This is a genomic window from Acaryochloris sp. CCMEE 5410 (assembly GCF_000238775.2).
In the GTDB taxonomy this organism is placed as follows: domain Bacteria; phylum Cyanobacteriota; class Cyanobacteriia; order Thermosynechococcales; family Thermosynechococcaceae; genus Acaryochloris.
The window spans coordinates 1,758,668-1,784,097 of record NZ_AFEJ02000001.1; the positions used below are offsets into that span (position 1 = coordinate 1,758,668).

The following is a 25,430-nucleotide window of genomic DNA, read 5'->3' on the forward strand; positions in this document are numbered from 1 at the left end:
GATAGAATCGCTGGCTCTTTTACAAGGTTGAAAAACAGTGTTTTTCAGGTTCAAATGGGTGTAAAAGAAGTATTTTTGGGTATAAGATCCCTATCAGGCTGCGAATCGAGCCTGAAGAATGCTATTTTGCCGAAGGGAAATAAAATTTAAGGCGGTGATAGTAGAGCTATGGGTGCACCGAAAAGAGGGTTGGATTCACCCATAGCTCTCAGTCCATTACTGAACCGCTACTTCGTAAACCGCTTTGACAGAAGCCATGGGCTTGAGGGATTCGCTGTAATCCCACTGAACATGGGTGTAAGCTTCAGCAGGGGCGGGCTCCATTTTGACTGTGCCGTCGGGCTGAGTAACTTCGACCATGGGCTTTTCAGAATAGGACTGGCCACCGTCAATGCTATAGGTGAGCTTGGCACCGTTGGCTCGGGCAGAATCCAAAACGAAAGCTGTTTTGTTCGGAATAGGCTGGTTGATTTTTAACTCAGCGGCAGGCTTGTCTCCGGCGTTCTCGCTCAGCAAGGTATAGCGGAGAACATCACCCGGACGAACAGTAACATTGCCTTCAACGGCTTCCCAGGAGATTTCTTGCTTCCCTTCAGCATTGGTGGTGACGATTTGCTTCTCGGCAGAGAGCACCATCTTTACCTTGGGCTGAAGGATCTGCTGGACTAGGGCTTCACCTGCTTTCTGTAGATTTGCAAGAACAGGAGTGCTGCTAGCGAAAGGAACGGCGACGGCAACTGCTAAGACACCGAGACCAATGGATAAACGACGTTTCATGATTGGAAAACCTTTTGAATTCAGAAAAATGCTTTAAGAAATGAAGTGTGATTCCGCAGGAGAGTCAGGCAGTGAAAGGCTCAATGCTTTCACTACCTGACTCAATGCATTACTGGATGCGGCGGCGGAACTGGAACTGACCAGTTTGACCGGGGTCGACTTGACCCACTTCGTTCTCATACTTGTCCACTTTGGTCCCAGCAATGGGGTCGGAAGTGGTTAGAGGACCAGGCACCAAATCTGTATCAGCACTATTAGTGAAGTACTGCACAATTCCTTGATCAGCACTGGTATTTTGTTCGTGGTCGGTAAAGGATGCCCAGTTGTTGGTATTGGAACCAACTGCAGCATTGCCATCTTCAACAATCTCGAAGTCGAAGGCCGTTAGAGTGGAATTGCCACTTCCAGTAACACTAGTCGAAATGTTCTCGTAGGTAATTCGGTACTCGATTTGGTAATCGGGAAGGACATCCACTGCATCAATATCAGTCTGGTTATCAGTCCAAGGTCGGATAATCACTCCGTTCTCATCCAGAATCTGAACTTCTTTAGTCAACTTCATGAAGCCGGTATAGAGTCGTTCAATGGTGACGTTAGTGGTTGATTCAGGAGTGCCGGGGCCGGTGAAATTATATCCAGGCGTGGTGGTAGGATTATCATCTGCGAAGGCAAGGATGGGAATAGGAATCTCATCGTTCGGTAAGACACCATTGGGGAGATCTACTACGACGTCATAGTCTAGAGTTTGACCTGCAGGTAAATCACCCACATTGACGTGCTCTGGAGTGGGATCAGCAGATGGACCAACTGGTCCTGCTGGATCGGTTGTACTGCTGGTGAGGTTAAAGTTAGTTCCGTCATAGGTATAGACAGCGGACTGAATATCGCCAGCAGCATCAGTAGCAGTAATAGTGACTACAGTGCCAACAGGAATATCACCATCAGCCCCATATTGACCCGTTAGTAGACTGTCATCCACCCCTTGAGCCTGAGTAGGCGATATAGGCTGCAGAGTCACATCTGCGATAAAGCCAGAGCTAGCAGGATTCTGTACCGTGTTGTCAAAGGCCTCAGGGTCAGGGTCAAAACCATCGGTTGGACCTACACCAGCAGGAACGTTTGTAGTCTGGTTCGTAAAGTCATCATTGTCATCCGTGGGACCATTGGCACCAGGTACACCATCGGGACCATTAAGGATATCGTCACTACCAGCAACATCGCCGATGTTAACAACGTTGTCTTCACCATCGGGGCCAGTACCGCTGTTATCGTTGCCAGTATCTGTTCCTTGAGTGACGGGGTCAGCTACACCTGTATCTCCGGTGGTAGGAGTAGGGTCATAGTCGGTACCTGTTGGATCAGGTGGAGTATTGTCATCGTTGAAGTTGTTGGGATTGCTGTCACCCGACTCATCGTAAACAACTTCATTAGTGGTATCGCCAACGGTTTCACCAAAGATTTGAGCGATGTTAGCCACTTGTCCACCAGTTGCTGGTAATCCAGTGGTTTCAACAGTAAAACGGAAGGGACTGAAAGCACTACCTCTTGCGAGAGTGGCACCACCTGTATAGATAAAACCAATTCGGGTGACAGTACTTAAAGGTGCAGGTGGAGTTGTTACCCAGGCTGCGCCTGTCGCTGTTGCAGAGCCTGCACCAGTAGTAGGTGTGGTTGTATAAACAACTTGCCAGTTGGCAGGAAGGTTAGCTGTATCGACAGAAGAAAGAACAGTTCCTACAGGAATAGCATCAGAAACTAAAATTCGATCTACATCACCACCATCTACTTCGATTTCTGTTCCTTCAAGGTCAGCTGCTGTAAACGCGGCGTTGGGAGACGAGCTTGCAACCGACATTCCCAAGTCATAGGTAATTAAATCATCATTGGCATTGGCAGTCGCACCAGGCGCTAGGTTAGACGCAATCTTAGTTACAGTTGCCAACGCTAAGGGACGGACGGAACTTGCAAAAGGAATGCTATCTGTTGCACTCGCCTCACGCTCACCGTTGACGGGAGCTCCATTGCCAGGATTCGCATCGATGGTACGAATGTCTCCTGTATTGGTATTTCCAGCTGCTGGATCTCCATCGCCTGTATCGGGTTGGTTTTGGGTGCTCGGACTATTGTTGTTAGGACCGGTGCTACCCAAGGTAACGCCGACATCTGCACCAGCAGGAGTGCCGGGGGCAGGGGTACCCGTAACCTTAACTTTTAGTACGGCATCTGGAGCGAGAGCAGTTAAATTAATTCCGGCTGCGTCTAATAAGTTACCGCCATTTGCAGGGACCGTTGCGATAACTGCGCCTGTTCCATCAATAATCTCAACAGCTGTTGGAGTGAAGTTTTCAGTGCCAATGGTATTGACACCTGGAATATATAGATCAGTAGCGGCGTTACCAACGTTAGTGACATCGAAGACGTACTCTAATGTGTCACCCGCTTCAACAGCACCACCATCCAAGTCAGTAAAACCGGCGGGAACTGCGGTCACACCTGCAACTTCTGCAACGGTGACGGTAACAGTATTTGATGTTGCATCAATGGTGGGTCCACCACTTGTTTCTGAGTAGGTTGCAGTAGCTGTGTTACTGATTTGTTGACCGGCATCGGTTCCGGCTGCAAAAGCGGGAAGAAGAGGTTGGAAAAGACCACTTGCCAATAAGGCTGCAATGGCGGCAGGGCCAATCTTCCGTGGTCGTCTAGGGGACTTTGGTGTATCTTGAGTCATATGATGTCGTCTTTGAGTTCTTGGTAATGGACAATAGGAAGATAGGCATCTTCCGGCAGAGATGAGCTGTGATTGCCCCGCCTAAGGCTGGGTCGATATCCTGTTGTTTTGAGCTGGACCCTCAAAACTCAGGGCTAATGGCTCATTCTCTGCCTTCATCTCTAGGTGAGGTTTTTAAGATTAAGAGCATAAGCCAGTGAGCTGATAGTGGCGACTAATCCTTTCTTTGAAAGCCTGTTTTTGGGTTGGAAGCAACGCCGTACAGAATTATCAGTGCACCCAGGTTTTATTAACTTATTTATCAGTCTAGGTTTAGTATGCCCTTTTTGAAATCCGGGATGACACCTAATTCTGGACAGTGATTCGAGCAGTTTGATTACATTGACTCACTTAATAATCAAAAACTATCCTACCTGAGCAAAAAAGATTTTATGAGAATATTTTGTAAAATACATCTATGTCATTAATCCCATTAATGCCTTTACTCAAAAGGATTTTCAAGAATTAATTTCATGTAATATTTATATATATTCGCATTTTCAACTAATTAAATAATCAAGGGTTAAATAGCTTTATTCTTACTTTTTTAAATAAGCTCTAATTCTGGGTTACGTATTTATACAGAGAAAGTTTGTTACCCCTTCAATAGCACCCATAAACATTTGAATCCTTGGATAGAAAAAATAAATAACTCAGTAATAATACGGATGCTAATGGTATCTGCATCCATATATAAATCTCTATGACTGGCTTAGGGAGAGGATTGTAGCTTTTGTTACAGTTTGGAGCGCTCCATGCTTTTATTGACCGTCAATGGAGGGGGTTAGAGGTTCTAGTTATGTTGAAGCAGTAAGAACGATAGACCGTGATTATGCTTTAGAAGCTAGCAGGATTTTATGTAGGGTTTATGGATGGTTATGGGTACACTTCGGTGGATGTTCCCAGCCTGGATTTCTGAGGGTTGATGAGCACCCTGCATCAAAGGTCCGGTTACTGGGTGTAAAACTGTTAGCCCTTTAAGTTGTACAGTATCGGCGTTCAGTCCAACTCCATTTAGGCTAAGGCCCCCGGAACGCTCAGGTTGATTGAGCAGTGGTTCCTTAAACGATCGCATCCAGCTATCGCCAGTTAGAATTAATCCCAACCTTAACTGACTGGAGCCAAAGCGATAGTTAAAGCCTGGTCGATTAACCCTAGCCTTGAGGAGACCTAAAGTCCATGCTTTTCGGCAAATCGCAATACATCATGCCGTTCACGCAGATTCGCCAGCACCTCTTGTGACCAGATCTATGCTGTGCTTTTCTTACTGCTGGAGGGCGTTTCGGTTCAGGCTGTTTTATGGTGAGTCGTTGCTTGAGAGTCGAGTTGAGTCTGTCGACACCATTCTGGGAGATGTGAACGCACATCAACGGTATACAGGGTTGCGGATTGTTCTGACCAAGTGCTGACCATAAATCCTTGCTCTGCACAGGCGCAAACCGCGATCTTCTCGCTGGGGTTTGTCGGTAACTGGAAGTGGCTTAAGGGATGGCCCTCATGACTCAGGATAAGAACTTGATGAGTTGCCAATAAAACGTATCCCCAAGCAGTGGGAAGAATCTGTTCCGGTTGCAAAGCTAAAGATATTTTCGTCAGTCGCCAGGGCTTTAAATCAATTAAGAAGGCCATCTGAGGGTCATGTTGACTGACAGCTAACAATCGATAGGGATTGGCAACGCTTTGAGTCATTTGTTGCAGCGGGATGGGCATCGAAAAGGGTTGGAAGCCATTACCTCTGCGAGTAAACCCCTGAAAATGACTTTGATCTTCATCTACAGAAATGGCGACACCAAAATGGGAGTCCAATACAAATAGCCAGTTGGGTTTACGAATGAGAACAGGCTGGTGGATGGGCTGCATTTGGGGCCATTGATATATTTGTAAGAGCGCTTGACCGCCTAGCTCAGCTCCTTGAACCGCTTCAAAAGACTGCTGGCCGCAGGTAATAGCTAACCAGTTCAGTTCGGGTCGCCAACCAATTTTGTTGTTCTGTCTCCAATCAATACCGGAAAGATTTTCGACCGTAGGTAGATCGCAGGGTTGGTAGTCTGCCGTATTCTCAAGGGATAAGGGATGTAGGCGAGAGGGCTGCTTAAAGGTGTTGCCCTGGATGGTACGGACCCAGGCTTGGCTCCCTCCCCAGAATAAGTCCTTGACCGGTAATGCGAACTGCCACTGCTGCTCTTGAAACGGTCCAGGCGCTGGAAAATCGGCGGCATAGGATCGGCAAATTACTTTGTTGTGGCTGCCTAGGTAAACTTGATGGTCCTGTATATGTATACAGTGAATGGGACTCGGATATTGTTCTTGTTGAAGATTGAGATGACTCGAGTGCTCTGGCCATTGTTGACTCGGTGCAAGGGTGTAGTTGGAATCTTCCGACGCTAAAATATCTGCAGCCAGGGAGACGGCCTTGAGCATTTCCGTCGCACTCTTAAAGCGTTTCTGAGGGAGTTTTTGTAGGGCCGTTTTTAAGACTGAACGGAGGAGAAAAGGAACTTCCTGGGGAATCTGAGCAACTTCATTGAGATGGGCGGTCATCAGTTCGCCAGGGAGGCCGATAAAGGGACGCTTATCCACCAATAGTTCATACAACATCACGCCAACAGCATAGAGATCCGAGGCGTAGGAATGTTGACTGTAAAAGCGTTCGGGTGCCATATAGGCAGGAGACCCGGTGTCTCCTTGGCCCAAGACTCCATATCCCGCTTCTTCGGCTAACCGAGCAATACCAAAATCGGTGATTCTAGCGGTTGTCCCCTGCTTGGTATAGGTGAGTAAGATATTTTCCGGTTTGAGGTCGCAGTGAATAATGTCGTTCTGGTGGGCATATTCCAACCCTTTGAGCACATCAATAATGATCTGCAACCGTTGCTGAAAGCTGAGATGAACGGGATGCTGTATTAATTCCCGTAAGGTACCGCCTTCGCAATAGTCCATCACCAGATATCGTTCTTTGGCGGTATAGGTAATGGTCTGCACAGAGACAATGTTGGGATGCTGCAAACTAGCGAGTAACCGCAACTCTCGTAGAAAAAAGCGAGTTGGAAGTTCTCGTTTATTGAGTACCTTGAGGGCTACTAATGATCCGGTGTTGCGATCTCGTGCACAAAGCACTCGACCAAATTGTCCTTGTCCAACCTGCCCTAAAATGCGATATCGAGTGGGAGACATCCCAGCCCATGACCTCTAAATGCTGATGTCTTTATTGAACCCAGATAGATGGGATGACCTATCAAAAAATATCGACGGTTAGACAGATACCCTGGGTTTCTGCCAGAAATAGGTTTAGAAAGATTGTGTTTGGGGCTGATAGCTCTCGATGATCCGACCAGCACCATGGATCTGGCCATAATAAGCTTCGGTGACAGCATCTCCAGAAGGGGAAATGAAGTCAATGCCGATGCCATTGCGGCCTTGATCCGTACCAGAACTATGTATATATTTGCCGTCGCCCAGGTACAAGGCCACATGATTGGCCTTCTCGATGGGACCAAAGAAGACTAAATCGCCCGTTTCCAAAATCTGGGTAAAGTCTTGGATTTCAGATCCTGGGTTCGTTAAAGTTTGGGTAAATGCTTCCTGTTGATAGGCATCGCGGGGTAGCCAAATACCTTGTTCGGCAAAGGCCCGCTGCATTAGCCCTGAGCAGTCAAAGTTAGGACCAAGGGTGCCTCCCCATAAATACTGATTGGGTTGGTCCATGGCTGCCAGCATAAAGGCAATGACATATTGCAGGCGAGCCGAGATTTGATCGCGGGTGAGAGACGATGCTTGATAGGACTGGGCTGCCGGTTCGAGGGCCGTGAGAGCTTCATGACGAATCCAGCCAGGATAGTCATCTTCGCAAAGGCGAACCGAAAGGGCTTGCCCGGGTTGGGGGAGGTCGGTCAAACCAAACGTCAAATGACGCCCTGGCCAAGCCTGGGTTGCTAAAGCTTTGGAGTTGGGGGCATCGAGTAAATCAAGGGGAGCGGCAATACGATACTCAACCGAAGATAAAACGCCGTCTTGTAGCTGCGCTTTCAGGGTATCAGTGGACACCATAGCAATGGATAAAGTTGCGATCTCAACTCAAATGCGTCTTGAGCAATGTACCTGGGGTCGTTGAGTTACTTTTTGCGCAAGCGGTAGGTGATCCGCCCTTTGGTCAAATCGTAGGGAGTCAGCTCGACCTTGACACGATCACCGGGCAAAATTTTAATATAGTTCCGCCGAATCTTGCCAGAGATATGGGCTAGAACATTAAACCCGTTATCTAGGTCCACGCGAAACATGGCATTCGGCAACGATTCTGTGACCGTACCTTCCATTTCAATCGCATCTTGCTTAGCCAAAAAGTTGATCCTCCTAGGGATGAGTTTGAACCGATTTACCGAATGATGGGTTATCCAGCTTCTACACAGAGAGTATAAAGAATTATGTGAGATCTGCCAAAGCCGCTTTGATGCGATCGGTCACTGCTTCCACTGTCGTATCGCCATCGATATCCGCTAAGCAGTTGCGCTCACGATAGAAATCTAAAATAGGTGCAGTCTCTGTATGGTAGACCTGGAGACGATCTTGGATAACGGCTTCTGTATCATCTTTTCGCCCTCGGCTTAGCATTCGGGTCACCAACGTCTGTTCAGGGACTTGGAGATTGATGACGCGATCGCAACTTTGGTTCATCTCCTGTAGAAGCTTATCCAACGTTTGGGCTTGAGGAATGGTCCGGGGAAATCCATCCAACAACCATCCACCAGCAGTATCCGACTGGGCCAATCGCTCTTGGACCATATCAATCACCACTTGATCTGGGACCAATTGCCCTTGATCCAAATAGGATTGAACTTTCAAGCCTAGAGGAGTTTTACCCGAAATAGCTGCTCGGAATAAATCCCCCGTCGAAATATGAGGAATATTAAAGGCTGTTGCGAGGGTAACGGCTTGCGTACCTTTGCCTGCCCCAGGTGGCCCAAACAGAATTAAACGCGCCACTACTGTTTCACCATCCCTTCATACCGTTGGGAAATCACATAGGTCTGAATTTGCTTAGCCGTATCAATGGCAACACCCACCAAAATCAGAAGGGATGTTGCACCAAAACCAGAAAAGATACCGCCACCAACCACTCTCTCGGCAGCCACCGGAACCAACACAACAGCTCCCAAGAAGAAAGCACCCAACAGCGTTAATCGGTTCAGAACCTTTTCTACATATTCTGTCGTTGCCCGCCCAGGGCGAATCCCAGGGATACTGGCCCCCATCTTCTTCAAGTTCTGGGACATATCAATGGGGTTAACCACCAAAGATGCGTAGAAGTAGCTGAAGAAAACAATCATCGACAGATAGAAAATCACATAGACCCAAGGTAGAGAACTATTGGGGCTTAGATATCCAGCAAACTCAATGATAGTTGCATTGTTCGTTAGTCCTGCCAAGGTGCCGGGCAAAATCAGCATGGCCGAGGCAAAAATAATGGGCATCACCCCACCCGAGTTTAAGCGGAGAGGCAGATAACTCTTTTGTTCTTGATAGGTTCTACGACCGACCTGGCGGCGAGCATAGACAATGGGAATTCTGCGGGTGCCTTCTTGAACGAATACAATGCCGACAATCATCAATATGAACACGGAAATCAAGATGATGACCTTAGAGACCTCGCCTTGTTCAGCAATCTGCAGAGCATTCCCTAAGGTGCTAGGTAGACCCGAAACAATGCTCAAAAAGATCAGTAAGGAGGCACCGTTTCCGACTCCTCTTTCCGTAATCAGTTCACCCACCCACATCACAAACATGGAGCCAGCGGTTAAGGCTACCACCATCTGGACGATAAAGACAATGCCGGGATTGAACACCACACCCTCGGCACTATTAATTAAGATGGCAAATCCAGTACTTTGGATAATGGCCCATCCCAAAGCCACATAGCGAGTAATCTGGGAAATTTTGCGGCGACCTGCTTCCCCTTCATCTTTTTGTAGACGCTCTAGGGACGGCAACGCAGCGGTCAACAGCTGCAAAATGATCGAGGCATTAATAAAGGGAATAATCCCTAAAGCAAAAATCCCTAGGGCAGAAAAACCACCACCAGAGAAGAAGTCTAAAAAGCCAAAGACAGGGTTGCCAGCAAAGGTTGATGTAAAAGCAGCACGATTGATACCTGGAACCGGCAGACGAATACCCAACCGGACCAAAATCAACAACCCCAGGGTGATAAAGACCCGACCTCTAAGCCCAGCTGCCTGGGCCATTTGCATAAAGGTTTCTTGGGCGGATGGTGTTTTACCTCTGCTGACAACCATGTCAGGGATACCTCTCTAAAAGCCGATTAAAAATGAAAGATGTTAAGACTCAGTAGACTGAAAGCTACCACCGGCCCCTTCGATTTTGGCGATTGCAGACTGGGTTGCTGCTGCGGCCTGCACATTGAGTGCAACCGTTAGCTCACCATCTCCTAGTACTTTCAAAGGTCCATCATTGGATGTAATGATGCCTTCGGCCATCAGAGACTCAAGAGTGACATCGGATTTCGCTTTCAATTCATTAAGCTTACCTACATTAATCGTAGTGTATTGCTTCTGATTGATCAGCGTAAAATGCTTTAACTTTGGCACTCGCCGGTATAAAGGATTTTGTCCACCCTCAAATCCAGGACGAGTCGGGCGACCTGAACGAGATTTTTGACCGCGCATTCCAAAGCCACAGCTAGCGCCTTGACCAGCAGCGATTCCTCGGCCTAAACGGCGACGTCGATGTTGGGAACCGGTTTTGGGTTTAGGATCGTTTAGTCTCATTATCTTGTTAAGTCAGGGGCTAGAGGTTAATAAACTGGTTCGCTTAGGCTATCAGAGCACTAAGTAGCAGCATAGAGTTTTTCCACTTCAATGCCTCGTTCACCGGCCACCTCAGAAAAGGTGCGGAGGGAGGCTAGGGCATTGAGGGTAGCGCGGGCATTATTCAAAGGATTATCGGACCCCAACTGCTTCGCCAACACATTGCGAACACCAGCCAGTTCCAAAACGGTACGAACCGCACCACCGGCAATCACACCTGTACCAGGCGCTGCAGGTCGCATCATCACTTTGGCGGCTCCGCCTCGACCAATCATCGGATGGGGGATAGAGTTGGACCGAGTCAAAGGAACTTCAACCAGCTGCTTCTTCCCATCGGCAACGCCTTTACGAACGGCACCAATCACATCGCTGGCTTTACCGACACCGACGCCCACTTGGCCCCGCTCATTGCCAACCACAACAATGGCTCTAAAACTGAGTTTTTTACCACCTTTGACGACCTTCGAGACCCGTCGAATTTGGACGACCCGCTCTTGCCAGGTGGAGTCTTTTTCCTTGTTCCGGTTGTTTTTGCGACGATTTTCCTTTGCCATGGATAATATCCTACTTAAAATTCTAAGCCAGCTTCACGAGCAGCATCGGCCAACGCCTTGACTCGCCCGTGATACAAATTACCGCCGCGATCAAACACTACGGCCTTGATTCCCTTTTCAATGGCTCGCTCAGCCACCAGCTTGCCCACTGCAGTGGAGGCATCACAAGTTGCGCCAGAAGATGATTTGAGATCAGATTCAACGGTAGAGGCTGCAGCTAAGGTGTGCTGCTGGGAATCATCAATCACCTGAGCATAGATATGCTGGTTCGATCGGAATACTGCTAACCGAGGTCGCTCTGCAGTTCCCACAACTTTGCGGCGAACTCGCTGATGTCGGCTACGGGTTGCATCTCTGCGAGTAGTTTTCATTATTTCTTACCTGCCTTACCAACCTTGCGGCGGACATACTCATCGGCGTAGCGAATTCCCTTGCCTTTGTAGGGTTCGGGAGGACGGACTGCCCGGATTCGAGCAGCAGTGTTGCCGACGACTTCTTTATTGATGCCACTAACGATGACATTCGTATTACTTTCCACAGCCACCTGCACGCCTTCAGGCGGCTCGATGGTGACGGGATTGCTATAACCCACGTTCAAGATCAAATTACGACCTTGTACTTGGGCTCGATACCCCACCCCTTGGATTTGCAATTTTTTCTCGAAACCTTTGGAGACCCCTTCCACCATGTTGGCAATCAAGGTTCGGGATAAGCCATGGCGCTGACGAGCGATGCGTGATTCGTTGCGACGCGTTACCGTAACCAGATTATCAGCCTGCTCAATGGCCACTTCTGGGGTTATCTCTCTGGACAACTCTCCCTTAGGGCCTTTCACAGTCACGGCTTGCCCTTTAATCGTGACATTCACTTTGTCAGGAATAGGAATGGGTACCTTACCGATGCGAGACATAGTCTAACTCCGAATCAATAACTGCAAGGGGGCTGGGTTTACCATACATAGCAAAGCACTTCTCCACCAACCCCAGTTTGGCGAGCGTCTCGATCGGTCATAATGCCACTGGATGTAGAAATAATCGCGATGCCGATGCCGCCTAAGACTCTCGGTAAGTCACGGCGATTGGAGTAAACTCGAAGTCCCGGCTTGCTGATACGTTGTAACGTGTTGATGATCGGTTGCCGATTTTTGCCACGATACTTCAGCGTAATGACTAGGCGTCGTTCTACCCCTTCACCAGACTCTTCAAAGCTGGTAATAAAGCCTTCATCCTTCAGCACCGAAGCCACGCTTCGGGTCATTCGGGTCGACATGACTTGTGTCGTTTGATGCCGTGCTAGATTCGCATTGCGGATCCGCGTGAGCATATCACCAATAGTGTCATTAGCTGCCATAATTACTCCTTATGAACCGCCCCCTTCGAAACAACTTAATTTTCACGGAAGGGCATTCCCAAAACTTTTAACAGGGCACGACCTTCTTCATCGGTTTTGGCAGTCGTGATAATCGAAATATCCATCCCTCGAATTTGATCAATGCTGTCGTAATCCACTTCAGGAAAGATGAGTTGCTCTCGCAATCCTAAAGTGTAATTCCCCCGACCATCGAAACTTTTGGGGCTGACCCCCCGAAAGTCACGAATTCTGGGCAAAGCGAGATTGACCAATCGATCGAGAAAAGCATACATCCGCTCTCCTCTAAGGGTAACCATGACCCCGACGGGCATCCCTTGCCGAATTTTGAAGCCTGCAATCGCTTTCTTGGCTCGGGTGACCACAGGCCGTTGGCCTGTAATGACCGCCAATTCTTCCAGAGAACGCTCTAGGGCTTTTGCATTTTGTGATGCCTCACCTAAACCTCGGTTCACCGAAACCTTGGTGACTTTAGGGATCTCATGGGCATTCTTATACTTAAACTGTTCCTGTAATTTCGGAACGGCCGTATCGAGATAGAGGGTTTTTAGTCGGACTGTCATTACTTTTCTATCCTGTAACGCCCTGGGCTTGGTCAGGGCAAAAATGAGCGTTAGTCAATAATTTCACCAGTTTTTTTCAGCATTCTGACCTTACGGCCTGAATCGTCAAAGGTGTAGCAAACCCGGCTAGCGACGTTTTCCTTGTTGGAGTAAAGCATCACATTAGAACTATGGATGGGAAACTCTACAGTGGAAATCTGACCGGATTCACTTTCAGAGCGAGGCTTGACATGCTTGGTTTTGATGTTGACGCCTTCAACCACAACTTGGCTGAGTTTAGGTAAGACATCAATCACTTCGCCTACTTTGGCCTTATCTTTGCCAGCAATGACTTGAACTGTGTCTCCCTTTTTGACGTGCATCTTGTAGCGTTTAGCGGTTGACTTTTTCTTAGCCATTAGAGCACCTCTGGCGCGAGAGAAACAATTTTAGTGAAGCTCTTGTCTCGGAGCTCACGGGCAACGGGGCCAAACACACGGGTGCCTCGGGGATTGCCATCTGGGTTAATTAAAACGGCAGCATTATCGTCAAAGCGGATACTCATGCCACTTTCTCGGCAAATGGATTTGCGAGTACGGACAATCACTGCTCTGACCACATCAGACTTTTTGACGGGCATATTTGGAGTTGCATCTTTGACCGTGGCAATAATGACATCGCCAACGCCGCCATATCGACGGTTACCACCGCCGATAACCCGGATGCACAACAAGCGTTTAGCGCCGCTGTTGTCTGCAACATTAAGTGTGGTTTCTTGTTGAATCATGATTCAGGTCCCTAGGGTCGATTAGCAGCCACTAAAACATCTGTTACCGCCCATCGCTTTGTACGACTGAGGGGACGGGATTCTCGGATGCGTACGCGGTCACCGACATGGCAGGCATTCTCTTCGTCATGTGCCTTATACCGACGGGTCTGACCCACGATTTTTCCATACTTTTTATGGGGGACGCGGTTGGACACGGCGACGACCACCGTCTTGTCCATTTTGTCGCTGACCACAACCCCAATTCTTTCCTTAATAGCCATGTGTTTAACTCCAATCGTCCAAATCCAACATGTAAAGTCCCAAACCTAAATACCTAACTTTGCTGCTGTTTTAAAGTTAAGAGTTGGGCAATCTCATGCCGTATGTGCTTGAATCGATGCGGTTGAATCGTTTCCTTGGTTGCTTTTTGGAATCGTAGATCAAAGAGTTCTTTCTTTAATTCTTGAACCTTGGCATCGATCTCACCCACAGAAAGGTCTTTCAAATCAGCCATTTTTGACAATGCCATGACTTAAGATTCCTCCTTTGGGCGGGCAACGAACTTGGTTTTGATGGGCATTTTGAAGGCTGCCAATCTCATGGCTTCCCGAGCGGTTGACTCAGGGACACCATTCATTTCATACATAATACGACCTGGCTTGACTACGGCCACCCAATACTCAGGCGCACCCTTACCAGAACCCATCCGGGTTTCTGCAGGACGCATGGTAACCGGCTTGTCTGGGAAGATACGAATCCAAATCTTTCCACCCCGACGGACGTAGCGGGTCATGGCTCGTCGTCCGGCTTCAATCTGACGTGAGGTAATCCAGGAAGGCTCAAGGGCTTGAAGACCGTAATCACCGAAGCTGAGGGTGTTCCCTCGAGTGGCTTTACCGCGCATACGGCCCCGGTGTTGCTTACGAAATTTCGTTTTTCTGGGACTTAACATAATCAGGAATCGGGGGTAAGGGAGTAGCTGTGTCTAGCGGCCGGCTAAACAGAATCAAAAGATTTATTCAGAACGATCTTCAAACTGCTGGCGTCGTCGCTGTTGCTGACGTCGTCGCTGTTGAGGTTCGCGGTTGGTGGGCTGTTCATCTGCGCCGGGGATGACTTCACCTTTAAAGACCCAAACTTTCACACCTAAAATCCCGTAGGTGGTGCTGGCAGTACGGTAGGAATAGTCAATGTTGGCACGTAAGGTATGTAGAGGCACTCTACCTTCACGGGTCCATTCACTCCGGGCAATTTCAGCACCGTTAAGGCGACCACCCACTTGAATCTTGATGCCTTCGACGCCAGCGCGTTGCGCCCGTTGAATGGCTTGACGCACCACCCGACGGAAGGAGACTCGACGGACCAACTGCTGGACAATATATTCAGCAATCAAGGTTGCTTCGGCATCGACGCGAGCCACTTCGACGACATTGATGCGAATGGGACGATCATCCCCCAGCTCTTTTTGAAGACCGACTCGGAGGGACTCGATACCACTGCCGCCTCGGCCCACGACTACGCCGGGGCGAGCTGTTCGCACTTCCAAGTCAATCTGATCAGCCTTGCGCTCGATGCGCACGCCAGCGATGCCAGCATTGCTCAGATTTTTGTTGACGTAATTGCGAACTTTAAAGTCCTCTTGAAGGAGTTCGGGGTAACGATCGGTATCGGCAAACCAGCGCGACCAGTGATCTTGTGTGATCCCTAGTCTAAAACCGGTTGGATGAATCTTTTGTCCCACAAAAATGTCCTCTGTCTATGGCTCAATAAAGGTGGTTAGCTAGCCTCAGCACTCACCGCAATGGTGATATGGCAGGTCGGCTTTTGAATTTGATAGGCCCGTCCTTGGGCACGAGGGCGAAACCGCTTTAAGCGAGGACCTTGATCCGCATAGGCATGACTGACTACGAGATCTACAGGGTCCAATCCGCGGTTGGTTTCGGCATTGGCCACCGCCGAACGTAACACCTTTAAGACTGGCTCACAGGCTCGGTAAGGCATAAATTCGAGAACAATCAGGGCTTCTCGATAGCTCCGGCCTCGAATTTGATCCAAAACCCGGCGCACTTTCCGAGGAGACATGCGGATATATTTTGCTTTAGCGTATGCGCCGTTGATATCTTTGAGTTGCGTTGTCATCGCGTTATCCTACATCCGTGCTTTTTTGTCGCCTTTGGAATGGCTTTTAAAGGTGCGAGTGGGGGCAAACTCACCCAGCTTATGTCCCACCATCTGTTCACTGACGTAAACCGGTACGTGCTGACGACCATTGTGGACGGCAATTGTGTGACCAATCATTTGCGGGATGATAGTGGATGCCCGTGACCAGGTTTTAATAACTTGCTTTTCGCCTTTTTCGTTGAGATTTTCCACCTTGGTTAAAAGATGGTCAGCAACGAAGGGGCCTTTTTTCAGAGAACGAGACATGGTTGAGTGAATGAAACGTCAAATAAAGTGCAAACGATAGATTAAGACTGGCGACCACCCCGACTCCGCTTGGAAGAACGGCGGCGGCGACGGACAATCAACTTGTTGCTCTGCTTCTTCTTCTTCCGGGTCTTATAACCCAAGGTGGGTTTACCCCAAGGAGTGACAGGACCGCTGCGACCGATGGGTGCCCGTCCTTCACCTCCACCATGGGGGTGATCCACGGGGTTCATCACCGATCCTCTGACCTTAGGACGGCGAGCTTTCCAACGATTTCGACCGGCTTTACCGATGGTGATGTTGTTGGACTCGACGTTACCAACTTGGCCGATGGTGGCGTAGCACTCTTTCTGGAAAAGACGGACTTCCCCAGAAGGTAGCTTGAGGGTGACCATTTTCCCTTCTTTCGCAACGACTTGGGCCAAGGCTCCAGCAGCACGGGCCAGTTGCCCCCCTTTCCCAGGAATCAGTTCAACATTGTGAACTTCAGTACCTAGAGGGATTCTTTCTAGGGGTAGCGCATTACCCACTTCGATGGGGGCGTCAGGTCCAGCAACGATGGTGGTACCCACCTGAACGTTACGGGGATGGAGGATGTAGCGCTTCTCGCCGTCTTTATAGTTGACCAAGGCAATGCGAGCATTGCGATTGGGATCGTATTCAACGGTAGCAATGGTGCCAGGGACACCTAGCTTATTGCGATAGAAGTCGATGATCCGATAGCGACGTTTGTGACCGCCTCCTCGTCGCCGACTGGTAATGACTCCTCGATTGTTGCGACCTTTGGCTCGATGCTTGGCTTTGACCAAGGATTTTTCGGGCCGATCGCGGGTGATCTCGGCGAAGTCAGAACTCGTCTTTTGGCGAGTTCCAGCGGTATAAGGTCTGTAATAGCGGATGCCCATTGCTATATCACTTCAAAAAAGACGTCAGAGGGAGGCACTTAAACTTCTGGGAACAGGTTAATGGTGAATTCCGGTGCAAGGGTGACGGTCGCCCGTTTGTATTGAGCTTTATGACCGATAAACTTGCCGATGCGCTTCTTTTTGATCGGCATGTTGCTGGTGGAAATGCCTGTCACTTTGACTTCGAAAAGCTCTTCAATCGCAGCTTTGATTTGAGGTTTGGTCGCTCTGGGATCGACCTCAAATACGTACTGGTTGTTTTCCAGAAGTAAGGTGGCTTTTTCAGTAACGATGGGCCGCCGAATTAAGTCGGCTAAACTGGTGGGTGTTACCTTAGTCACTGTAAACCTCCTGAATTTTTGCGATCGCAGATTGGGTTGCCACAATCTGGTCTGCTGCTAGCAAATCGTAGACATTTAAGTTGCTGGCTAAAATCAGCTTCAGCTTTTCTACGTTGCGGGCAGACAGATAGATAGTGTCATGTTTGTCTGCCAAAATCAGCAGGGTCTTAGAGTCTGCGTTTACACCCCAACGCCCCATTGCTTCTAGCAAATCTTTGGTCTTGGGCCGAGAGAGGTTATCGCCAAAATCTTCTACTACAACCAAGTCTTCAGCTCGGCTAGCAAAGGCGGTTCTCAAGGCTAACCGTCGCTCTTTGCGATTCATCTTGGTGGAATAGCTCCGAGGCTTGGGGCCAAAGATGACACCACCACCCCGCCAAAGGGGAGAACGGCTGGAACCTGCACGAGCGCGACCGGTCCCTTTTTGTCGCCAGGGCTTGCGTCCACCCCCGCGCACTTCAGAGCGGGTCTTACTAGAGGCGGTTCCCTGACGGGCATTGTTCATTTGACGGCGGAGGGCGCGGTGCACGATATGAGCCGCATTCTCTTCGTTGGCGACTTTCAGATCAAGTTCTGCTTGACCTGCGTCCTCTCCTTGCCAATTTCTTACTACACAATTAACCATGTTCTTTACTCTTTAGGCGTCTTTAGGCATTCGGCACAAAACTAGCTTTCGCCCACAATGGTGGCAGGCTGAATGTTAAGCAAAGCACCAGGCTTGCCGGGAACTGAACCCTTGATCAACAAAACGTTGCGCTCGGCATCTACCCGCACAACGGTCAATTTGCGAATGGTTTTTTTGACGTTCCCCATTTGCCCGGCCATTCGCTTACCAGGATAGATGCGGCCAGGGGTCGTACCTGCACCCGTTGAACCCGGTGCGCGGTGGTTTTTAGAACCGTGACCCATGGGGCCTCGTCGGAAATTGTGGCGTTTTTGGTAACCCGCGAAACCACGACCGATGCTTGTACCGGAAATATCAACCAGCTGGCCTTCGGAAAAGAGATCGGCGGAAATACTTTGCCCAAGCTCATACTCACTGACATCAGCGAGACGGTACTCTTGCAGATGTCTCACAGGAGTAGAACCGGATTTTTTCAGGTGTCCTAATTCGGGACGTGTTAATGCTTTTTCAGTGGTGCTGCCATAGCCAATCTGAATGGCGGTGTAGCCATCCGTCTGGGCTGTTTTGATCTGGGTGACCGGACAGGGACCCGCCTGAACGACGGTGACTGGAATCGAACGACCCGCTTCATCAAAAACCTGGGTCATTCCCAGTTTTGTTCCTAGAATACCGACAGACACAGTGAGCAGACTCCCTTACCTAAACACAATAGGGAAACCCCTATAACACAAAAAAATTGACCTCAGGTCGCCTAAAAGACGCAACATCGCCGGAACTCTAAGCCAGGTAGACATTAGAGTTAACGCCAATCTGAGGAGCAAGTTAATTGTAGAAACAACAGAAGCGTGAATAGCTTCTCGGTCTTAAGGACTTGGGTTATTTTCGGAACCCAGTATCCTGCACAAGCACCGATTAATCATCATAGACTAGGAATGAATTCGTGTCTACATAAATTTTCAATTCATTGGCTTGGCCGTTCATGGTCCTCATAGGGTTAAGGCGGCTATTAGAGTTCTAGGTTGGCAAGCTGTTCATGCACTTATACCTTGCACTTCTGGTAGAAATTCACTCTCTAGAACTTGCTCGGGTGTATAAGGACTCTCCGTGGGGAATGTGCTGATACCTAGCCCTGTTTCATCGGCCGCTAGCTGTCGTGCTTTTCTGTAGCTTTCTCCAAAGCTATCTATATAGTAATTTTTCAAGCTCGGACTATCCGTAAAGGCTTCTTGGATGCGGATGCGATGTTCTCTGATACTCCTTCGCCAGCTGCCGCTCTGTTTGCCGGGTTGGTATTGCCACTTTAATAGGTGCAATAAAAGAATGCGTAAATTACTTCTGAGGACATTCTTTTCGCTGCGTCCCCAGCTTTCTACCTCTTCGATCAGGTTTTCAAGATCCAGCTCACTAAATTTACTTTGCTTGAGCAATACAACTGCTTGATTGATCCACTCAACAAAGTCAGTTTCATATAACTGCTGATGAACTAGGCCATCATTCCTGATCGGTCTGTGGTTATCGCTGGATTGTTCTGAGTTAGGGAGTTGGGTGCTCGTCATAATTGCCACCAAGACTCTTGACCTACCTCACTAATGTGACATATCCAAAGCTGTCTTGGCGTTAAGCCCTTTGGATGTCCAAAGCGACGTAGTTACCTGTGAATGTGCCGACTAATTGATCCGCTGCATAGATTTCAGCGGTTAGTTGGATTCGACTTTTGCCCTTTCTTTGCAGGATTTTGAGAAACCGTTGCCATGTTTCTGCTGGGGGTGGTGTGCATCTTGCTTCAAAGTCACTGGTGACAGGCTGTAGGTATTCCACGCTGTTATCTTGGATGACGATTCTGTAAGGCTTTGATAGAGGTTGAAGCCGAGTATGGACAAAAGTCCAAGCCGACAAGATTCCTAGGGTTGAAATACTACCCCCAAAGCCAGTCTGACGATGATTGATATTTGGTTGGAGAGGAACGGACAAGATAACTTGAGGATGTATGGCAGTGACGGTTACGGCCATGGCTGCCGAGATTGGAATATGTTCGTGGAGATATTGTTCTACTGCTGTACAGTCTGAAGTCACGATGGTGTCTGTAGGGTAGGGCTTCTTGCCTCAGTTTATAGTGATTGGTTCAGTCCCTATCTTCATATTCGGCTCATTAGATTCATTGACATCAGTGAGCCAGTAATTGACGGGTTTCTCTTGCAGCAGCGACCATGGCTGCTTTGGGACTGAGCTGTTGGGTAAATGCTGCATTGAGATACCGTTGCAGGATATCTGAAGCCTGATCGTATTGAGCAATGGCAGGGCGCAAGACAGTCTGTTCCTGAATCTCTCGGAGTAGGGCGAAATGAGGATACTGGGCCAAAATATTTGGATCGGCATAGAGAGATTTGAGAGTGGGTAGATATCCAAACTGTTGGACCACCTGCTGTTGAGCTGCTTCGCTAGAGAAAAACTGAATCACTTGCCAGGCTTCTTCGGGATAGGGACTAGTGGTGGCAATCCCCCAACCCCAACCGCCTTGGCAGGCCTGTGCAAGTTGATTCGATTGAGACACCATCGTGTGAATGCCGACTTTGCCTTGGACTGAAGAAGTGGGAGCGTTGATCAAAGACCAGGCATAGGGCCAGTTACGCATAAAGACGGCTTGCCCATTTTGAAAGAGTCGGCGGTTTTCTTCTTCTTGATAGCTGACGGTGCCGGGTGGTGAAAGGCCCTCTGTCAGGGTGTTGACGAGGAAGGCTAAGGCTGTAACTGCATCTTCTGTATCCAACCCCACTGCCAACGTTTCTGGATCAATCCAATAACCGCCAAACCCTGACAATACCTCCAAAAACATAGCGGTTGTGCCTTCGGTCTGTTTGCCTGGCCATAAAAAGCCCCAAGGAATGCCTTGGGCTTGCAAGTTTTGGGACATCTGGATCAAGTCAGCAAAGGTCTCAGGGGGAGAATAGCCATACTGATCGAGTAAATCTTGGCGATAATACAAGGCCCCTACATCTGCTCGTACGGCAGGGTAGCGATAAAGTTTGTCCTGGAATTTCCCGCCTGACCAAGCACCGGGTAAAAACTGGGCTTCCTGTTCAGAAGTGACTCGTGAGGATAGATCCTGTAGCCATCCTGCAGCCGCAAACTTAGCCACCCAGGTGATATCCATATAGACCAGATCGTAAGGCGCGTTGCCCAACAGAAACGCTGAAACGTAGAGGTCTTCGACAATATTAGAGGTGCTGGGACCTTCGATCACTTCAATATGAATATCGGGATGCTGGGCTTCAAACTCAGCGATCAGCGGTTTCCAGACGGGGACTTCAAAGGCAGCGACCAGAAAGCTAAGGGTGATGGGTTCCGCCTGGGCTGGAGTGATATAAGAAACGCTCAACAGTACGGTGCATAAAACAATACCCAGACATCTGCCAATGGACTTGAGCAGTGCTGGGTACGGATGATTTTTCTGCAGCATTATCAGCAGAAGGTTGAGGTTAGGTGCGAGGAGCACGATGAAGGGGCGGCATGATGTAGGCTCCCAGCCCAAGCCCTGAAACTAGGCCAAACAGTGTGACCACGAAGTTGTTGTATTCCCACCACCCCCAAGACTGGGCATAGAGTTCAAAGGGATAGACCAAACAGAGGCCAATGGTCAGAACCAAACCAGGTAAACCATATCGATTCAGCCAATAGGGGGCTTGGCCTTGATTAACGGAGAACAGATAGCGCATGGTTACTAGTCCCATTAGGGTGCCGAAACAGCGCATACAGACGGCCATCAGATAGGGCGGCATTAGCGCTAATCCCATTTCGGGTTGGGGACAAACATGATCGCCCATAAAGTAGATGATGCTGGCGATCTGAGGCAGGATGGGTAACCCGGTGGATGCTAGGAAGGGAGCGGCCAGTGGGCCAGACACTAATCCCACTAAGATGACGTCGGCAATGATGCTGCGCCAGGGACGAGGTTGTTTGACGTACTCCACTGATTGGGTGGGCCGTTCCACTGTCCGTACCATTAAGATCCTCCTAAAATTCGATACCAGGTTGGGCTTTCACGCCTTGTTCGCGGAAAGGATGTTTGACCAGAGTCATCTCTGTGACTAAATCGGCCTGGTCGATTAATTCTTTGGGGGCTCCTCGCCCGGTGAGGATAACGTGGGTGTCGGCGGGCTTGGACTGCAACCCAGCGATGACGGTTGCACCATCCAAGTAGCCATGCTTAAGGGCAATATTGACTTCATCCAGGAGAACGAGGCGATAGTCAGGATTCTGGATATAAGACAGGGCTTGTTCCCAGGCGGCTTGGGCTTTGGCGGTGTCACGCTCGCGATCTTGGGTCTCCCAGGTAAATCCTTCACCCATGGCATGAAACACAAGCTGATCGGGCCAGTTTCCTAGGACAGCTTTTTCGGCAGGTTCCCAAGCCCCTTTGATGAACTGAACAATGGCGACTTTATATCCATGCCCTAGAGATCTCATGACCATGCCTAAGGCGGCGGTGGTTTTGCCTTTACCGTTTCCCGTATGGACAATGACTAAGCCTTTCTCTTGCGATCGCTCAGCAACCCGCTGATCCTGTACCTGTTTGCGGCGCTGCATTTTCTGCTGATGCTGTTCTGCCGTGAGTTGTGTATCAGGGGATGATGAGGTGGAAGAGGCCGATTGAGTCATAGGATTATCGGTAACAATGACTGGGCTCTTTAAATAGTAATGGTTTCCGGTCAAAGGGATCATTTGTTGGCTAGAGACCTTGACCTATGCCCAGCTTCAATATCTATGCGCCAGGGAGGACTTCCCTATCGCTTGGTTTTGGGACTGGATAAAAGTTTGAGATGAAATGCTAGGGGTTGTGGATTAGCATTAACCCCCACTGCAGATGATTTTGCGAAAAGGTAGGAGCGGGGGTTCTAGCAAATTGGATGCGGTCATTAATGTGATTTCACCGGGTTGCCAAGCTTCATGCTGTTGGTGGTGATCGAAGCGAATGGTGGTGATTTCAAAGGTGTGATCACTATTGCCAGATCGCCACTCAGATTGCACTGAAATATCTCTAATTTTGGCCCCACCATATTGATCAATGTCGTTGATTAAAGCGGTATGGGTGCAAGAGTCGTGTTGAGGAATATAGTTCTTATTTTTGGCAATGATGGCTGATAGATAATCAGTTCCTACTTGCTCGGCACTGGGATAGGGTAAAACGGCTGGCCCCCACAGTTTATGCAGAAATAGATTAATAAAAACACTGAACAGAAAGGAGCCCAGCAATAAGCCCGCACTAGTCACCACTAGGGTGGAAGCGATCCTTTGACTCAATCGAAAGGGGCAATGGGGCATTCAAGAATCGAGTAATAGTTGGAGGGATAAGTGATCTCTAATATGAAATCTCTGACATTGCAGTGATCTAAATTGCTCCTGAATTGTTGTAAGCCTCGGAATCCGATATAACAAATAGCCCCAGGAGTAGGTAGAAGGTGAAATTGAAAATGGCGGTGAGCATTGGGATGGCTCGATTTTGAACTGGACAATTAACAAGCGTGCCCTTCCACCCCAAGCACCCAATTTAGAGAGGTGGAAAATCGTTTCCAGAACTGTAATTCTCCTTGGACTCCCACAACAACTCGGCCATTCTGAAACTGCGCCAACTTACCAATTTTCTCTATTGGCCATAGTAGACTTCTCCTATACTTCCATCTGCAGGCATTCCACTTGAGTCAACGTTTGTTTCAAACCTTCCAGCCTTTAGCCACCATCGCCACCACCCCAAACGCCGTCCGCACCCTCCAACCTCTCTGCCAGCAGACCAAAGCCACCCTCTGGGTCCCCGCCTCCCTCGCCCATATCCCCAACACACAAGTCTATAGAGGCTCTCTTAAAGACCATCTCCATACCCTGTGGAACGACCACCAGGGGCTAATTTTCTGCCTTGCCACCGGAGCTGTTGTTCGTCTAATCGCCCCCCTCTTAACCGACAAATCCCAAGATCCTGCCGTTGTCGTTCTTGATGAACCCGGCCAATTCGTGATTAGCCTCTGCAGCGGTCACCTGGGAAAAGCCGATCAACTTACCCAGCTCCTCGCCCAACAAATCGGAGCGACCCCTATCCTCACCGGGGCTAGCAATGCCGCTAACTTGCCCAGTATCGATACCCTCGGTGTACCTTTTGGCTGGCAACGAGGGACTGGAGACTGGAACGCTATCGCTGGAGCTATTGCCCGAGGTGAAACCGTCACTGTTCATCAAGCCGCTGGTTCAGAATTATGGCAAGGTCATTTACCCCCATCTCACACCTATCAATTCGTTACCGATACTGAAGCGCCCCAAATTTGGATCAGCCCCAAAGTCCAATCTGCAGACCACCCCTCCGTCCAATGGCATCCCCGCGTTCTCTGGGTAGGCATGGGCTGCGAGCGAAGCACCTCTCAACAGCTGATGGAACAGGCCCTCCACCAAGTCTGTGAACAACATCAACTGGCTTGGGAAGCCATTGCCGGGGTTGCCACCCTAGACCTAAAGGCTGATGAAGTCGGGTTAGTGGATCTCTGCCAACAGGCTAACTGGCCTCTGGAATGCTATTCCCCTGAAGACTTAAAAGCCGTAGCAGTCCCCACCCCTTCCAATGTCGTTAAGGCCGAAGTAGGGACACCCAGCGTTGCTGAAGCCGCTGCCCTCAAAGCTGCCCAGCAAACCACCCTTCTCGTCACCAAGCAAATCTTTAAAGACCCGGCACAACCTGGGGCGGTCACCGTTGCCATTGCTCAAGCTGAGCAAGAATATACCGAGCGTACGGGGCAACTGCTGCTAGTGGGAACGGGGCCTGGTGCCCTAGAGCAAATGACCCCTGCGGCCAAAACGGCCATTACCCAAGCAGATGTGGTGATTGGTTATACCCTCTATGTAGATCTGGTGCGATCGCAGTTTCGTCCTGGTCAAATCATCGAACCATCCCCCATTACCCAAGAACGCCAACGCGCCCAACGGGCCATCGATTTAGCCCAGTGGGGCCTGACGGTTGCAGTGATTTCTTCGGGCGATGCGGGTATCTATGGCATGGCCGGTTTAGTGATGGAAGCGCTCCAGCAGAATGGTTGGGATGGGCAGACCCCAGCCGTCCAAATTTTTCCTGGGATTTCTGCCTTGCAGGCGGCTGCTTCCCAGGTCGGTACGCCTTTAATGCATGACTTTTGCGCCATTAGCCTCAGTGATTTGCTCACCCCCTGGCCCGTGATCGAAAAGCGTCTTGAAGCTGCGGCTGCTGCTGATTTTGTGATGGCACTGTACAATCCGCGATCGCAAAAACGAATCGAACATCTGCTCAAAGCTCAGCAAATCTGTTTGCAATACCGAGATCCACAAACCCCCGTAGCCGTGGTGCGATCGGTGTATCGTCCAGACCAAACGACTCATCTAGGAACATTAGCTGAGCTGGATACGCTGCCCGTAGATATGCTCAGTACCGTGATTATCGGCAATGCCACCACCCGGTTTCACCAGGATTGGATGATTACCCCCAGAGGTTATTTCCCTCCTTCCAATTCCTCGACTTAGCTCAGGT

32 protein-coding genes are annotated in these 25,430 nt (G+C 49.3%); 1 reads left to right on the forward strand and 31 read right to left on the reverse strand.

Translation table 11 applies throughout. The features are described from left to right. Positions 1-216: 216 nt before the first annotated feature. The 31 genes from ON05_RS07715 to ON05_RS07865 all read right to left on the reverse strand — a co-directional run bounded on the left by ON05_RS07715 (position 217) and on the right by ON05_RS07865 (position 23,212). Positions 217-777, reverse strand: coding sequence for a DUF11 domain-containing protein (locus ON05_RS07715; RefSeq protein WP_010469289.1), 561 nt, complete (start codon positions 775-777; stop codon positions 217-219). Between the two features lie 109 nt (positions 778-886). Further along, positions 887-3,505, reverse strand: a complete 2,619-nt coding sequence (locus tag ON05_RS07720; protein WP_010469290.1) for a hypothetical protein — start codon at positions 3,503-3,505, stop codon at positions 887-889. Positions 3,506-4,831: 1,326 nt separating this feature from the next. Beyond that, entirely contained in the window at positions 4,832-6,718 is a 1,887-nt protein-coding gene (locus ON05_RS07725; RefSeq protein WP_010469291.1) for a serine/threonine-protein kinase, read from the reverse strand. 114 nt (positions 6,719-6,832) lie between these two features. After that, positions 6,833-7,591, reverse strand: a complete 759-nt coding sequence (locus ON05_RS07730) for a C40 family peptidase (protein WP_010469292.1) — start codon at positions 7,589-7,591, stop codon at positions 6,833-6,835. A gap of 65 nt (positions 7,592-7,656) precedes the next feature. Next, on the reverse strand, positions 7,657-7,881 hold the full coding sequence (infA, locus tag ON05_RS07735) for a translation initiation factor IF-1 (RefSeq protein WP_010469293.1): 225 nt from the start codon (positions 7,879-7,881) through the stop codon (positions 7,657-7,659). Between the two features lie 82 nt (positions 7,882-7,963). Beyond that, complete coding sequence (locus tag ON05_RS07740) at positions 7,964-8,524, reverse strand: adenylate kinase (RefSeq protein ID WP_010469294.1); 561 nt, start codon at positions 8,522-8,524, stop codon at positions 7,964-7,966. Further along, positions 8,524-9,831 carry a preprotein translocase subunit SecY gene (gene secY / locus ON05_RS07745; RefSeq protein WP_010469295.1) on the reverse strand — a complete coding sequence of 436 codons (1,308 nt, stop codon included), beginning with the start codon at positions 9,829-9,831 and terminating at the stop codon, positions 8,524-8,526. Before secY ends, ON05_RS07740 begins: the two co-directional genes overlap by 1 nt. Before the next feature lie 42 nt (positions 9,832-9,873). Next, entirely contained in the window at positions 9,874-10,323 is a 450-nt protein-coding gene (gene rplO, locus ON05_RS07750) for a 50S ribosomal protein L15 (protein WP_029314984.1), read from the reverse strand. 59 nt (positions 10,324-10,382) lie between these two features. Then, positions 10,383-10,916: a 30S ribosomal protein S5 gene (gene rpsE / locus ON05_RS07755; protein ID WP_010469299.1), complete on the reverse strand. Its 534-nt coding sequence runs from the start codon at positions 10,914-10,916 to the stop codon at positions 10,383-10,385. Between the two features lie 14 nt (positions 10,917-10,930). Continuing rightward, complete coding sequence (rplR, locus tag ON05_RS07760; RefSeq protein WP_010469301.1) at positions 10,931-11,287, reverse strand: 50S ribosomal protein L18; 357 nt, start codon at positions 11,285-11,287, stop codon at positions 10,931-10,933. Then, positions 11,287-11,826 (reverse strand): 50S ribosomal protein L6, encoded by a 540-nt coding sequence (gene rplF, locus ON05_RS07765; RefSeq protein ID WP_010469303.1) that lies wholly within the window; start codon positions 11,824-11,826, stop codon positions 11,287-11,289. Before rplF ends, rplR begins: the two co-directional genes overlap by 1 nt. Before the next feature lie 38 nt (positions 11,827-11,864). Next, complete coding sequence (rpsH, locus tag ON05_RS07770; RefSeq protein ID WP_010469304.1) at positions 11,865-12,266, reverse strand: 30S ribosomal protein S8; 402 nt, start codon at positions 12,264-12,266, stop codon at positions 11,865-11,867. A 35-nt stretch (positions 12,267-12,301) separates the two neighbouring features. Then, positions 12,302-12,847 carry a 50S ribosomal protein L5 gene (gene rplE, locus ON05_RS07775; RefSeq protein ID WP_010469306.1) on the reverse strand — a complete coding sequence of 182 codons (546 nt, stop codon included), beginning with the start codon at positions 12,845-12,847 and terminating at the stop codon, positions 12,302-12,304. A 50-nt stretch (positions 12,848-12,897) separates the two neighbouring features. Beyond that, positions 12,898-13,245 (reverse strand): 50S ribosomal protein L24, encoded by a 348-nt coding sequence (gene rplX, locus ON05_RS07780; protein ID WP_010469307.1) that lies wholly within the window; start codon positions 13,243-13,245, stop codon positions 12,898-12,900. Then, complete coding sequence (rplN, locus tag ON05_RS07785; RefSeq protein WP_010469308.1) at positions 13,245-13,613, reverse strand: 50S ribosomal protein L14; 369 nt, start codon at positions 13,611-13,613, stop codon at positions 13,245-13,247. The genes rplX and rplN overlap by 1 nt, the downstream gene beginning before the upstream one ends. An 11-nt stretch (positions 13,614-13,624) precedes the next feature. Next, entirely contained in the window at positions 13,625-13,876 is a 252-nt protein-coding gene (gene rpsQ, locus ON05_RS07790; protein WP_010469309.1) for a 30S ribosomal protein S17, read from the reverse strand. 53 nt (positions 13,877-13,929) lie between these two features. After that, the gene (gene rpmC, locus ON05_RS07795) at positions 13,930-14,124 is read right to left on the reverse strand and encodes a 50S ribosomal protein L29 (RefSeq protein ID WP_010469310.1); all 195 of its coding nucleotides are present in this window, start codon (positions 14,122-14,124) and stop codon (positions 13,930-13,932) included. 3 nt (positions 14,125-14,127) lie between these two features. After that, complete coding sequence (gene rplP / locus ON05_RS07800) at positions 14,128-14,547, reverse strand: 50S ribosomal protein L16 (RefSeq protein WP_010469314.1); 420 nt, start codon at positions 14,545-14,547, stop codon at positions 14,128-14,130. Between the two features lie 63 nt (positions 14,548-14,610). Beyond that, positions 14,611-15,336: a 30S ribosomal protein S3 gene (rpsC, locus tag ON05_RS07805; protein WP_010469315.1), complete on the reverse strand. Its 726-nt coding sequence runs from the start codon at positions 15,334-15,336 to the stop codon at positions 14,611-14,613. A gap of 35 nt (positions 15,337-15,371) precedes the next feature. Next, on the reverse strand, positions 15,372-15,734 hold the full coding sequence (rplV, locus tag ON05_RS07810) for a 50S ribosomal protein L22 (protein ID WP_010469316.1): 363 nt from the start codon (positions 15,732-15,734) through the stop codon (positions 15,372-15,374). A 9-nt stretch (positions 15,735-15,743) separates the two neighbouring features. Beyond that, positions 15,744-16,022: a 30S ribosomal protein S19 gene (rpsS, locus tag ON05_RS07815; RefSeq protein ID WP_010469318.1), complete on the reverse strand. Its 279-nt coding sequence runs from the start codon at positions 16,020-16,022 to the stop codon at positions 15,744-15,746. A 41-nt stretch (positions 16,023-16,063) separates the two neighbouring features. Continuing rightward, a complete protein-coding gene (rplB, locus tag ON05_RS07820) occupies positions 16,064-16,927 on the reverse strand; it encodes a 50S ribosomal protein L2 (protein ID WP_010469319.1) in 864 nt (287 codons plus the stop codon). Between the two features lie 38 nt (positions 16,928-16,965). Beyond that, complete coding sequence (locus tag ON05_RS07825) at positions 16,966-17,268, reverse strand: 50S ribosomal protein L23 (RefSeq protein ID WP_010469320.1); 303 nt, start codon at positions 17,266-17,268, stop codon at positions 16,966-16,968. Beyond that, on the reverse strand, positions 17,261-17,893 hold the full coding sequence (rplD, locus tag ON05_RS07830; protein ID WP_010469327.1) for a 50S ribosomal protein L4: 633 nt from the start codon (positions 17,891-17,893) through the stop codon (positions 17,261-17,263). The genes ON05_RS07825 and rplD overlap by 8 nt, the downstream gene beginning before the upstream one ends. A 41-nt stretch (positions 17,894-17,934) precedes the next feature. Then, the gene (gene rplC, locus ON05_RS07835; RefSeq protein ID WP_010469328.1) at positions 17,935-18,573 is read right to left on the reverse strand and encodes a 50S ribosomal protein L3; all 639 of its coding nucleotides are present in this window, start codon (positions 18,571-18,573) and stop codon (positions 17,935-17,937) included. A gap of 351 nt (positions 18,574-18,924) precedes the next feature. Then, positions 18,925-19,449: a DUF29 domain-containing protein gene (locus ON05_RS07840; RefSeq protein WP_010469329.1), complete on the reverse strand. Its 525-nt coding sequence runs from the start codon at positions 19,447-19,449 to the stop codon at positions 18,925-18,927. Positions 19,450-19,510: 61 nt separating this feature from the next. Further along, positions 19,511-19,966 (reverse strand): thioesterase domain-containing protein, encoded by a 456-nt coding sequence (locus ON05_RS07845; protein WP_010469330.1) that lies wholly within the window; start codon positions 19,964-19,966, stop codon positions 19,511-19,513. Between the two features lie 91 nt (positions 19,967-20,057). After that, positions 20,058-21,350: an ABC transporter substrate-binding protein gene (locus ON05_RS07850; RefSeq protein ID WP_010469331.1), complete on the reverse strand. Its 1,293-nt coding sequence runs from the start codon at positions 21,348-21,350 to the stop codon at positions 20,058-20,060. Between the two features lie 19 nt (positions 21,351-21,369). Further along, complete coding sequence (locus tag ON05_RS07855) at positions 21,370-21,894, reverse strand: DUF2085 domain-containing protein (RefSeq protein ID WP_010469332.1); 525 nt, start codon at positions 21,892-21,894, stop codon at positions 21,370-21,372. A gap of 10 nt (positions 21,895-21,904) precedes the next feature. Continuing rightward, complete coding sequence (cobO, locus tag ON05_RS07860; RefSeq protein ID WP_029314985.1) at positions 21,905-22,549, reverse strand: cob(I)yrinic acid a,c-diamide adenosyltransferase; 645 nt, start codon at positions 22,547-22,549, stop codon at positions 21,905-21,907. Positions 22,550-22,738: 189 nt separating this feature from the next. Further along, complete coding sequence (locus ON05_RS07865) at positions 22,739-23,212, reverse strand: hypothetical protein (RefSeq protein ID WP_010469334.1); 474 nt, start codon at positions 23,210-23,212, stop codon at positions 22,739-22,741. A gap of 372 nt (positions 23,213-23,584) precedes the next feature. Between ON05_RS07865 and cobJ the strand changes: the two genes are divergently transcribed. Next, positions 23,585-25,423, forward strand: coding sequence for a precorrin-3B C(17)-methyltransferase (gene cobJ, locus ON05_RS07870; RefSeq protein WP_010469336.1), 1,839 nt, complete (start codon positions 23,585-23,587; stop codon positions 25,421-25,423). The last annotated feature ends 7 nt before the right edge of the window (positions 25,424-25,430 follow it).